Here is a 12,377-nt window from a genome sequence, read left to right on the forward strand (position 1 = left end):
ATGTGGTATTAATTATATATACCAGAAGGTTAATTAATCAACTGATAATTATTGATATGTTATACTATGTCTAAAAATAATACGTTATAAGGGGGCGAACTTGTTGAAACAATCACCGCGTGTTCTAGGAAGGCCTCGCCATGATGACAATGCTAAACCAACTAAAGATCTTGTACTCGAGACTGCAACAAGACTTTTTATAAAAGATGGCTATAAGAATGTTTCAATGGACGATGTAGCGAAAGCATGTAATATTACTAAAGCAACTATTTATTACTATTACCCGACTAAAGGGGAGTTATATACCTCGGCATTAATCGAAATGATGAAAAGAATACGGCTACATATTATACAGATATTAGAGCAGCCTACATCATTTAAAGAGCGATTAGAGCAACTAGTCGAGATACATTTATCTGCAACATTGGATATTGATATGAAAAACTTTATGCGGGAAGCCACAATTAATTTAACAGAAATACAATTAAAAAAAGTTCATGCCTCGGAAAATGAAATGTATAAAACTATTGAGTACGCGATGCAAAGCGAAATGGACAAGGGGACAATTCGCAAAGGAGATGCTCAATTTTTTGCACATACCTTTATGGCGATCATATCAGTTGGCTATTTTAAAGATGGAGAAGGTAAGCGACTATTTCAAACAGAAACCGAAGCTGCAAAAGAGATTGTTGATTTTTTCTGGCTGTCTGTTCAAAAGTTGTCATAAGTTTTGCTAGTTGAATGTTTTTTTGGAAAAAGTAAAATATATTACTATTGCATGTAAAATATTTATTACCGCATCGGCTAAAAAAAGAGAATTATGGATTTGTATTTTTTAACAAAATGGACAAAAAGATATCTTTATCAACAACAAATAGTTGACAAAATCAATGAATCTCGAAAATATTGTCGAAATTGTGATTTAGCTGATTGAAATAATGTACAAACAGCTTTATAATGAAGATTATAATGTCACCAAGACAAGATAAGGATGGAATTGTGATGTGCTTTTTGCAAAATGAAGTTAACATTGTAATAACTAATGATAGTAACTGCTATCCAGCCCTTGTGACTGGTGAATGTGTAAGATATCCGCTGTAACGACTGTTAAGAGATCGCTTAATGGTCTTTTTTACATGGAAGTAATATAAAAATAGTAATAGTGATGGCAAAGGAGAGTTCAAAATGTCAGAAACGAATAACCAAGCACAATCTGAACAATTAACTGTGAGTCAAGAACAACTAGATGTACTAGACCAACTATTAAAGCCTGAGGTACAAGAATCTCTAACAACTTTAGTTGAGCAACTACCAAAGTTAACTGAAATGATGACGTTACTAACAAAATCATATGAGTTTGCACAAGCAGTTGCAACAGATGAAGTTCTAAAAAATGATACTGTTGGTGCTGTTACAGAAATGGCTGGTCCAGTTGTCGATACAGCTAAAAATCTTGCAGCTACTGCAATTGAAGCGAAAGACCGTGCTGCTGAAAGCCAAGAAGTTATCGGTTTATTTGGTCTTGTAAAAATGCTAAAAGACCCTCAAGTTCAAGGTGTTTTCCGTTTTGTAAATGCTTTTTTACAAGTAAACGCTGAACGTCAATCTAAATAAGACTAGAGATACACTTAATTCGTAAGGACGGAGGATTAATTAATAATGTCAAAAGAAATCGTCATCTTAGGTGCTGGTTACGCTGGTGTTTTAACTGCATTAACTGCACGTAAGTATTTATCAGCTGATGAAGCTAAAATTACAGTAGTTAACCAATTTCCAACACATCAAATCATCACAGAGCTTCACCGTTTAGCTGGGGGAACTATTGCAGAGGGTGCTGTAGCATTACCACTTAAAAAAATCTTCAAAGGTTTAGATATTAATCTAGAGATTGCAAAAGTAACAAAATTCAACGTAGACACTAAAAAAGTAGACTTAGACACTGGTTACACATTACCTTATGATACTTTAGTAGTATCACTAGGTAGTCAAACAGGTTTCTTCGGTATTCCAGGATTAGAAGAAAACTCGATGGTTCTTAAATCAGTAAACGATGCAAACAAAATTAACAAACATATCGAAGACCGCATTAAAGCATACGCACAGTCTAAAGATGAAGCGGATGCAACAATCGTTATCGGTGGTGGCGGTTTAACAGGTGTCGAGCTTGTTGGCGAAATCGTGGACAACTTCCCTAAAATTGCAGCAAAACACGGCGTTAACTTTGCTGACCTTAAAATCAAACTTGTTGAGGCTGGTCCGAAAATCTTACCAGTACTTCCAGATGTGCTTATTGAGCGCGCTACTGAAAGCTTAACAAAACGTGGTGTTGAATTCATTACAGGTACACCAGTTACTGGCGTTGACGGTAATGTAATCTCACTTAAAGATCGCGAGCCACTCGTTGCAAACACACTTGTATGGACTGGAGGAGTAGCTCCACTTCCACTAGTAGGTGAATCAGGTCTTGCTGCTGACCGCGGTAAAGCAACTATTAACGATTTCTTACAATCTACATCACATGCTGATGTATTCGTAATCGGTGACGCATCTGTTGCATTGCCAGCTGACGGTGGACGTCCACTTTACGCGCCAACTGCACAAGTTGCATGGCAAATGGGTGAATGCGCTGGTTACAACTTATTCGCACAATACAAAAACCAAGAGTTGAAGCCATTCTCAGCAGTTAACTCTGGTACACTTGCAAGCTTAGGTCGCAAAGATGCTGTAGCAACAGTGGGTGCTAACAATACGCAACTTAAAGGACTTCCTGCTACACTAATGAAAGAAGCGTCTAACATTCGCTATCTTACACATATCAAAGCTTTATTTGGCTTAGCATACTAAGATTGAGTCTTAAAAAACGCTCTCACCAATATGGGGGGAGCGTTTCAGACTTTAGACAAACTCAATTTTTTGAGTTTGTCTAAAGTCTTTTTTTTTTATGAACCCGTTGATTTCCGCTACGGTGGACGCTTTTCGCGGGCAAGGCGTGAGCCACATCAGGGCAACAGGTGTTTTATGTGCGAAGCGACAGCAACAGGTGTTGGTCTCGAAGGCGTTGCCACAGGACGTGACGACTTTAGTCTTCATGCCACTTAAAGAGCGAAGTTGTAGCGGAGCGTTACGGCAGTTGACCCATAAAAAAGAATCTGCCGGATTTCCGCGATAAGTAAGCAAGGCAAGAATCCTTATAGACGCTGAACGTCGAGGAGACTTGCTGCTTACGCGCAGAACACGAGCAGATTCTTATTATATTTTCACATTGTAGAAGGACTTATTAAACGGCCCCTTTATTTGTCACCTATTTCGAAGGTTCTACAATTATGCCGTCGAAAGCAGCTTTGTAAATCGTATAAATATCCTCTTTTAATAAAGGCATTGGACTTCGTGCTAAAATACGACGTTGTTCAATTCCATCATTTGTTAGACTTTGTAAAGCATCTTCTGGGATGTTAAAGCCTTTTAAGGAAGAAGGGATACCCACATCTTCAACTAAACGTTTTAATTCTGCTACACATTTATAGGATGCTTCTTCCTGAGAAATATTTACTGAACTAAAGCCCATTGCATCATAAATGTCTTTCATTCGTTTTTCACAACTTTGGCGAATATAACCCATTACATAAGGAAGTAATACTGCATTGGAATCACCGTGTGCTATGTGAAATTGACCACCAAGAGGGTAAGCAAGTGCATGGACCCCAGCTACACCGGCGTTAAAGAAGGCAATCCCTGCAAGATAACTACCGTAGCTCATATCAGTTCGTGCTTGTTTATCTTGGCCATTCGCAACAGCTGTTCGAATCGAATTACTAATTAGGCGAATAGCTTGTAATGCCAAAGCATCTGAAACAGGGCTAGCATTTTTAGAAATATAAGATTCTACTGCATGTGTTAAAGCATCAACGCCAGTTGCGGCAGTTACTTTCGGTGGTAGAGAAATAGTCAGGGCAGGATCGACAATGGCAACATCAGCTAATAAGTTGTCATGCGTCACCACATCCTTTGTTGTTTCAAGAGAAAGCACAGAGATATTCGTAATTTCTGAGCCTGTTCCTGAAGTTGTGGGAATTAATATCGTAGGAATTCCTTTTTCCGTGATTTGTTTTGTACCTGTTAAATTTAAATAATCCGCGACATCGCCTTCATGTGATGCAAGTACACCAGCTAATTTTGCTAAATCCAGTGCACTACCACCGCCCACTCCAATGACTAAATCAAAAGCATTGTCACGTGTATGAGCAACTAATTTTTCCCCAATTGCTAATGGTGGTTCAGGAACAACTTCTGTATAAATTTCGATGGGGTAACCTTCAGCCTCTAACGGCTCTGTCACCTGATTTGTCAGACCTATATCCTTAAGAAAAGGATCGGTTACTACTAATATTTTACTTGCTTTAAAACGTTTTACTTCATCTAATAGATGAGATAATGAACCCCAGCCTGTATAGCTAATAGGGGCAAATGTAATTTTTTCAGACATAATAGCCACTCCTTATTGCTGATTCCAAACGACCAATTTTGTTTCTGTCATTTCATGAATTGCGTATTTTAAACCTTCCTTACCTGTACCACTTTCCTTAACACCGCCATATGGCATTTGATCGACACGGTATGTGGGAATGTCATTAATGATAACACCGCCCACTTCAAGCTGCTTGGAAGCAGTAAAGGCTGTTTGAATATCCTTTGTGAAAATGCCCGCCTGTAAGCCATAGCTCGAATCATTAATAGCTGATATAGCCTCTTCAATAGAAGAAACACGATTGATGATGATGATAGGTGCGAAAACCTCTTGGCATGAAACTTTTAATGTAGAGGCTACATTCGTTAAAATGGTTGGTAAAAATACACCATTTTCAACAGTGCCACCAGTTAGAAGTTCTGCTCCAGCTTGGGTTGCCTCTTGCACCCAGTTCATAGCACGATCTTGCTCATCAGGATGAATCATTGCAGAAATATCTGTTGAGTCTTCAAGAGGATTACCAATCTTTAATTGTTTTGTTGCAGCTGTGAATTTTTCAGTAAACGCCTCGAATAATTCGTCTAATACATATACGCGCTGCAATGAAATACATACTTGACCTTGATTTGAAAAAGCCCCCATAACGCACTTAGGCACGATTTCATCTAAGTCTACATTGCGATCTATAATAAGACCTGCATTGGAGCCTAATTCTAGGGCAACCTTCTTTAGGCCTGCTTTTTCACGAATGCCAATACCAACTGCAGGACTACCTGTGAATGTAATCATTTTAACTTTGTCACTATCTACAAGTGCGTCTCCGACAGTTTTACCACTACCTGTTAAGACATTGAAAGCCCCTTTCGGTAGGGCAGTTTGATCAATTAGCTCTGCCAAAAATAGCGCAGAAAGTGGCGTTTGAGAAGCGGGCTTTAAGACAATCGTGTTACCCGCTGCAATAGCAGGGCCTACTTTATGTGCCACTAAATTTTGCGGGAAATTAAATGGCGTGATAGCACCAATAACACCTAAAGGCTGTTCAATCGTATAGGCAAATCGCCCAGCACCACCTTTTGCTGCATCCATTGGAATCATTTCACCAGTAAGACGTTTCGCTTCTTCAGCTGCAAATTTATAGGTTTCAATTGTGCGATCGATTTCGCCTAATGCATATTGCAAAGGCTTCGCTGCTTCAAGGGCGATTATTTCAGCAGCCTTCACACGATGTTCAATAAAGAGCTGTGTGATATGTTCAAGTATAGCTGCGCGCTCGTAAGCTGTTAATGCAGCCATTGCCGAATTTGCATGATAGGCACACTGAATTGCATCTTCAACATCTTCACGTGTAGCTTGAGAGATTTCGGCAATAACCTCTTTAGAGTAAGGGGAGTGCAGCTCTGCAAAATGATTTGCAGTTTTCCATTCACCATTCACATAATATTGCTTTTTCATCTAATCATCCTTCCATCATTAAGCTTCGTCTTGAGTCAACTGGTCTTTCGTAAATGTCTTGTCGACTTCACCTTTAAAGAAGTCTTTGCCATAAATCAATAAACATAAAATAATACCAACTGCGAATGCCCATGCTGCGCCTTTAATACAAAGTACAGCTGCAATAATACCCGCAATCCCTAAATCTGTTTGGCTTCTTGCCTCTAAAATTCCAACTTTTACACTGACATAACCTTGAATTAAGAGTGTTAGTGCTAGTGCGACACCTAAAATTGGTTCAACCAGACTGACAATCGGTAATAGTAGTAAACCTGTATTTGTCCCCCATCGGAAGGAGCCGATTCCACCGAAGAAAGAGTCCATTGCCTTACGCCCCTTTTTGTAGCGCTCAATCATAACAACTTGCATAGCTGACCAAGTAGGTCCACACATTGTTACGTCAGGACCTAAAACACTCATAAATGAATTACGTATACCAAAGATTAAATGTGCTCGACTTGGGCTATACTCAAGCTTTTCATCTGGTCGAACTGCTGACCCATCTTCTACCAATACCTTATTTTGTAAGACATCACCAAATAGTACGATATATGTTGCTAATACAGTAGGTAGGCCTGTAATAAACATCATGAATGGTGGTAAGCCTAAACCAAATACGGTGTAGTCATTCCAAAGCGTTATAAAATCTGGCGCTGAAAACCCGAATTGAATAGACGGCCAAGGTGCCTCTCTGAACAGGGGGGCAATGATAACGGCAATAAGAATAACTGGGAAAATTCCTAGCTTGGCAATAGTTGCCCATAATGCGTTTCGTTTATGGAAAATGGAGAAATGTTTTGAGAATAATAAGTAAAATCCAATGCCGATTGCAATAGAGATTGTCCATGGGAATGTCTCAAATCGTCCACCAACTTGGAAGACCGAAATAACAGCTGCAAGTCCAGCACCAAGAATAATGCCGGATTTCATTGCTGGTGGGATTAGGCGTACGACGCGTTGGGCTAAGCCAGTAGCACCTAGGAAAATGGATAACAAACCGAGTGTCATCTGAAAGGCTATGAGCGCATGAACACGTTCAGGACCTTCAGGGAATTGCTGACAATACAATGTAATAAGCGGAATTGCCGGTGTAATCCAGCCTGGTACTGCTGGATCCCCTAATAAGTGATGCGTTAAGTAAAACAAACCATTTAATACAATAATCGCTAAAGCTACTTCGAATGGCATGCCGAGTAAAGTCGTTAATAATGGAATTGCAGACAAATCAACAGCACACATTAACAACCCTTGTACATAATCTGGCCATTCAAAACGATAGTGAATAAAAGGCAAGCGGATTTTAAAAGGACCCGCTGGAATATAAGGCGATTCTTCGCCGTACTTACGATTTTTCCATTTCATAAACATTTCTCCTCCTCAATGTGAAAAATAACCCCTTTATTATAAGAAAACTATAAAACGAAACATGCCCCTTTACAATTACAATGAATACGTAACCATTTTTGAATAAAAAAAGGATGACCTACCAATTAATGTATAAATATATGTATGCGTAACCATTTAACGTAATAAAAAAATGATATGGTTACGTATTCATTTGGTAATAAAATATAAAACAAACTTTATTGAAAGTTTGTTTTATATTTTCCGAGTAGTGCTTCTATCAAACACTTTAACAGATTCCGTAATTTTTACGCAACTATTTTTTTTATTTTCAATCATTTCAATTAATTTTTCTATTGCCATAAAACCTAGATTTTGCTCTGAAATACTACCAACTGTCGTTAGTTGAATAGCTCCGTGTTGGCTTAAGTCCACGTTATCTATTCCAATAATACTCAGGTCTTTAGGAACTACAAAATTGTTCTGCATAGCATCGTCTAATAAATTTAGTGCGAGCGAATCAGCACCAGTACATATGGCAGTAGGGGGATGTTGATGCGCCATTAAAGTTTGAAAAGCACGAGAAATATCCAATTTTGAGGTGTCTGTATTAAAGATATAGGCCTCTGCAATGTCTATAGAAGCATCTCGCATTGCTTGCAAGAAGCCAAGATAACGATTATTAAAAGTACTAACCGTTAATGGTCCACCTACCCAGGCAATCCGTTTATGACCTAGATTAATGACATGTTGCGCTGCTAAATAGCCTGCTTCAAAATTGTCAATTTCAACAAAATGTTCATTGTTTTTATGCTTGCGATTATAGGTGATAAATGGAATATTCATTCGTTTCAATTGCTCAAAAAAGGGATCTTCAATTAAAATACAGGACAAAATTATACCGTCTACTTTATGTTCAATTGCTGTAGCATAAGCTTCAGAAAGTTTTTTATCGTTAACAAACTGTACATTAACACGGTAGCCCATTTCATTCGCATAATTTACGATTGCAGTAGTTGTATCGACGAAAAAAGGATTGTGCAACGGACCAGAAAGAAGGACAATGGTACCTGTTTTATTTTGAACAAGTGAACGCGCATGTGCATTTGGAATGTAATTCAATTCTTGTATGGCGTTCATTACTTTATCGAGCGTTGGTTTTTTCACCAACTCAGGGGTGTTCAACACACGCGAAACGGTTGTTTGTGACACACCTGCATATTTTGCAACATCCTTCGATGATACCAAAAAAATACCTCCTTCGTACAATGACTATGTATACATCTAATATACAGCTAATCTTGTAAGGTGACTACTTGATAGATGCATTAGTAACTAAGAAATAAACAAATCTGTGGGGAATAGCTAGTGAAATATCTTGATTAAATCACTTGATTAGATAGATGTTGATAAAGTAAAGTTCTTTAAGTAAAAATTTTCAACAGATAAGTGAGCGGCACAGATCTTTACTTTCGTACATTACTGTTGCTGAGCTGTATCATTTTTGCATAAATATTTGTAATTCTTTTAACAGCGTCTGACAAAGCGTCATGGATGTTAGTGTATTGTTTACTAATTCTAGAGAATGGTTGGCGTTTTCTACAATTGCAAGATGGTGGGAGTTGAGCTGGTCCAATTTTTCTTTTGAGAAATGTGGATCTGCTGTACCAATTGCCAAAAAGGCATGTTTATCTTGCAAATTTTGTACGATATGGTTGAGTGCAAGAAGTGGTGTAAATAGTACATATCGAGAAGACCATGATGTATCCTGTTGCATATAAAAATCTACGATTGGTAAAGTCCCGAGTGATTTCCCTATGTACACTGCTTCTTGATAAGGTTTGTTGTTTAAAACGAAAGTCACAATAGGATTTGTTGCACTATACACCATCTCTGAAATGGCTTTTGGCTCTTGTTCCAATTGTTGCTGTCCAAAAGAATAACAGATTTGCACGACATCATAGCCAAGCTCAAGCATTAATGCTGTGGAATAGTATAGAAGAGGTTTTTCATATGTGTAACCAGTGCCAGAAAACATGAAGCAGATTTTATCATTATTTAATTCAAAAAAGTTGTAAGTTAGGCCATTATATTTTTCTTTTCTAGGCTTTCTATTCATTCGAACTTCCCCCATATATTAAAATGTAAATGTATCCCTTTTTATTTTATAATTTAACTATAACAGGGAGGAGTGGGATTATGAAGGCTATGACTATTAATGAATTTGGGCCAACGTCTGTTTTAAGTATGTTGAATGTCCAAAACCTACTATTTCGGCAGGGGAAGTGTTAATTCGTACAACGTATACGAGTGTTAATTTTGCGGATATTAAAAATCGCACAGGGAATAAAGCCAAGGCAAATTTCCCAATGATTCTTGATTTAGATGTTGCTGGTGAGATAGAGTAAGTTTTTGATAATAGTAGTTTATTTAAAAATGGAGAGTGTGTGATTGCCTTTCCGAAAAACGGCGCATATGCAGAATATGTGGTAGCAAATGAGCAGGTAGTCTTTAAAATCCCACAGGATGTATGATAATTTTAGTGCCTGAGTCAATGATTATACAGAGGGTCATGGAATTAACAAAAACCTTAGCAATAGGTACTGGGAAATTTTCATCTTTTAATAATGAGAAAATATGCTGTGCAACGTGTTGTATGCAAAAAATAGTCCGTTTAATAAAAGAATGTTAATTAATCTTTAAGAGGGGATAAGATGACCACGGTTAGTGCCGGAGTCATCCTATCTGTCTGTATTACATTACTTCCCATCAGTTACTGTTGGGATACCTCGTTGTAGCATACCGGCAAATCCAGCCATAGCTCTATGTGCTGCAGCCTCTCCTACGCGAGAATAGGCAATAATGACTGATGAGCCATCAGTCGCTTCAGTTTCTAAAAACACCGTTTCCCCAGCAGTTCGAACAGCCTTGTCCAGTGCTACTAAAAAAGCGGAGTCACCGTTCCAAGAAAGTGTATAAAGATAGCCCGTCGAACTATCAATATGACCAGCAAGTAACTGATCTATCTCAGTTCTAGTATAACCTAGTTCAACAACTGCAAGAATCGTATCTTCAGTTAATTTTCCACCAGTAAAATCTGCTGGTTCACTGATTTCATAAGCTTTCATGTTAGCTTGAGAATGAAAAACATTTCTATAAAAATTGTTTATTTTTTTTGAATCACACAGTAAGCGAGAATCAGGAATAGTACCAAGGTTGCCTGTATATGCAACACCATGGGCAAGCCAAGCTAACCCCATTCCTACATACGCATTATATCCTGATGAAGGGAAGAACTTGCGACCAGAATTTATTGAAAGTAAACCACCAATAGCAAGTGAAGCTTGCGTTCCAGAAGAGTCTAAAGTTGCCCATTTATCCATGACGTAAGCGCCGTAATTATAAAGTGTTTGATATTTTGGGAATGAAGAAGCTGAACTATAATTCGCTAAAAGATCTAAGTATAAGCCTAGACCCCCTACGTGAAGAATAGGGCCATTCACAGCAAAGTTAGCAAATCTTTGATTTCTCCAACAACTAACCGTATCCTCTAAAGCGTTGTAGCTTGGGTTTGAAGAACTATCCATCCAAGAGGTAATTTGATTTGCTAAAGAATCTGTGGCTAAGGCTATTCGATTTCTATTTGCTGTATCTAAATCATGATAAACACCTGTACGAGTTATGACTAAACCTGCTAAGACAATGCCACCAGAGGGAGAACCGCCTAAGTTAGCATTGCTAAGAAGGAGTGATTGACCAGCACTGTTCTTTAAATCCTCCATCGCAGTTAATGTAGCAAGAATTGCCGTTTTAACACTTTCTTTAAGGGAGGACGAAGCTGTTAATTTATCATATAAACTTGCTAAGAACTGTAGCTGGTTACCCAATCTTTGAAAGCGTAAATTTGCATCTTGACCATTGGAACCAGAACGTATTGCAGAAACTTGAGAGTATCTTGAATTATAAGAACTGCCTTCGGGAAATTGTTCATTAAAAAATCGGGTAGCTTCAGATAAGGTAGACATTGTTGCCATAATATCACTCCTCGATAGTATTTTAATAATTGATAGATCACGCTATTACACTTATTTCTGGTTCAGCTAACTACTATTCATGTTCAGTTAACGATGCAAATTGTTCAAATTGTTTTAAAGATTTTCAAGTTCAGTTAATTTTTCACAGATTCGTCTTTTTCGATAGAGCATAGTACCTGCTTCAGCAACATCTTGAATCATTCCTTTATTAGCATATGCACCAAAGATGATGCCAGCAATTGGAATCATTTGAAATAGCTTTTTCCAACCCATTTGGTCACGATAGGTAAAAAATACTTCCTGCCAACCTTGCAGCTGCGAAATCATATTTTCAGATGCATTACTATCTTTATGCATAGAAGAAAGTTCTTCTAATATAGCTTCCTTTCCAACAATATCGGCAGAAGAAAATTGTAAACACTTTACAATGAAAATACGCTCCATTTTTTCATTCGGATCATAGCCATGAATAAGTGCGATCTCTTGCAGTGTTTTTAGTGACATGCCTAAGATCATAGGAATATCAATAGCCATCGTAAAGATGCCACCAATGCCAGTAGAGGCACCTTGTACTGTTGCAAGCTTGACCCGGTCATTTTGAAGCTTGTCACTCAGGGTAATCATGTCTTCTAAAGGCATTTTACCAACATCCGAAATGGTAAAAATATCTTTATAGGAAGAGGCATTGCGTATTTTTTGAAGCATTGAGTGCTCGTTAATTAAATACTTTCCACCAGATTGAATATAGTTTCCTAATTCATCGACCAATACAGCTATTTTATTTTGAATGAAAGCCGGTGTCATTTTATCTAATATTTTAAACGGTATACGCCCTAGTTTCTCCCAAAACCATAACCCCTTTTGATCTTTCTCCCATGCTTGAATGGTTTGTAACTGAATTTCTAATTCTTCTTTCTTCTCCAATTCGCCGATTCCCCTTATCTGTGCATTTATCCTACATTTCCCATTGTTTAAAGCTCACTTTAAATAGAATACGATAAATAATATAAAAGGTTTCGTTTTCTAGCATTTATGGCAATTTT

Annotated in this window: 11 protein-coding genes; 4 read left to right on the top strand and 7 right to left on the bottom strand. The window is 37.9% G+C overall.

Annotated elements, in window-relative coordinates; all coding sequences use genetic code 11:
* The first annotated feature begins 103 nt into the window (after positions 1-103).
* The 3 genes from H131_RS03535 (at position 104) to H131_RS03545 (ending at position 2,844) form a co-directional block, all read left to right on the top strand.
* On the top strand, positions 104-727 hold the full coding sequence (locus H131_RS03535) for a TetR/AcrR family transcriptional regulator (protein ID WP_010857677.1): 624 nt from the start codon (positions 104-106) through the stop codon (positions 725-727).
* Positions 728-1,185: 458 nt separating this feature from the next.
* Positions 1,186-1,614, top strand: a complete 429-nt coding sequence (locus H131_RS03540; RefSeq protein WP_010857678.1) for a helical membrane plugin domain-containing protein — start codon at positions 1,186-1,188, stop codon at positions 1,612-1,614.
* A gap of 45 nt (positions 1,615-1,659) precedes the next feature.
* Positions 1,660-2,844 (top strand): NAD(P)/FAD-dependent oxidoreductase, encoded by a 1,185-nt coding sequence (locus tag H131_RS03545; RefSeq protein ID WP_010857679.1) that lies wholly within the window; start codon positions 1,660-1,662, stop codon positions 2,842-2,844.
* Positions 2,845-3,301: 457 nt separating this feature from the next.
* Here H131_RS03545 and H131_RS03550 read toward each other — a convergent pair whose 3' ends face one another.
* From H131_RS03550 to H131_RS03570, 5 genes are all read right to left on the bottom strand, one after another.
* A complete protein-coding gene (locus H131_RS03550; protein ID WP_010857680.1) occupies positions 3,302-4,483 on the bottom strand; it encodes an iron-containing alcohol dehydrogenase in 1,182 nt (393 codons plus the stop codon).
* A gap of 12 nt (positions 4,484-4,495) precedes the next feature.
* Entirely contained in the window at positions 4,496-5,917 is a 1,422-nt protein-coding gene (locus H131_RS03555) for an aldehyde dehydrogenase family protein (protein ID WP_010857681.1), read from the bottom strand.
* 18 nt (positions 5,918-5,935) lie between these two features.
* Positions 5,936-7,318, bottom strand: a complete 1,383-nt coding sequence (locus H131_RS03560; RefSeq protein WP_010857682.1) for a hypothetical protein — start codon at positions 7,316-7,318, stop codon at positions 5,936-5,938.
* 237 nt (positions 7,319-7,555) lie between these two features.
* Positions 7,556-8,548, bottom strand: a complete 993-nt coding sequence (locus H131_RS03565) for a LacI family DNA-binding transcriptional regulator (protein ID WP_010857683.1) — start codon at positions 8,546-8,548, stop codon at positions 7,556-7,558.
* 250 nt (positions 8,549-8,798) lie between these two features.
* Positions 8,799-9,419: a hypothetical protein gene (locus H131_RS03570; RefSeq protein WP_010857684.1), complete on the bottom strand. Its 621-nt coding sequence runs from the start codon at positions 9,417-9,419 to the stop codon at positions 8,799-8,801.
* Between the two features lie 166 nt (positions 9,420-9,585).
* Here H131_RS03570 and H131_RS25190 point away from each other — a divergent pair, with 166 nt between their 5' ends.
* The gene (locus tag H131_RS25190) at positions 9,586-9,708 is read left to right on the top strand and encodes an alcohol dehydrogenase catalytic domain-containing protein (RefSeq protein ID WP_010857685.1); all 123 of its coding nucleotides are present in this window, start codon (positions 9,586-9,588) and stop codon (positions 9,706-9,708) included.
* A gap of 351 nt (positions 9,709-10,059) precedes the next feature.
* On the opposite strand, the gene H131_RS03575 is transcribed toward H131_RS25190, so the two are convergent.
* Positions 10,060-11,334: a hypothetical protein gene (locus tag H131_RS03575; protein ID WP_010857687.1), complete on the bottom strand. Its 1,275-nt coding sequence runs from the start codon at positions 11,332-11,334 to the stop codon at positions 10,060-10,062.
* Positions 11,335-11,448: 114 nt separating this feature from the next.
* Positions 11,449-12,258: an EcsC family protein gene (locus H131_RS03580; RefSeq protein WP_010857688.1), complete on the bottom strand. Its 810-nt coding sequence runs from the start codon at positions 12,256-12,258 to the stop codon at positions 11,449-11,451.
* Between the last annotated feature and the right edge of the window lie 119 nt (positions 12,259-12,377).

It is taken from the genome of Lysinibacillus sphaericus OT4b.31 (assembly GCF_000392615.1).
In the GTDB taxonomy this organism is placed as follows: Bacteria; Bacillota; Bacilli; order Bacillales_A; family Planococcaceae; genus Lysinibacillus; species Lysinibacillus sphaericus_B.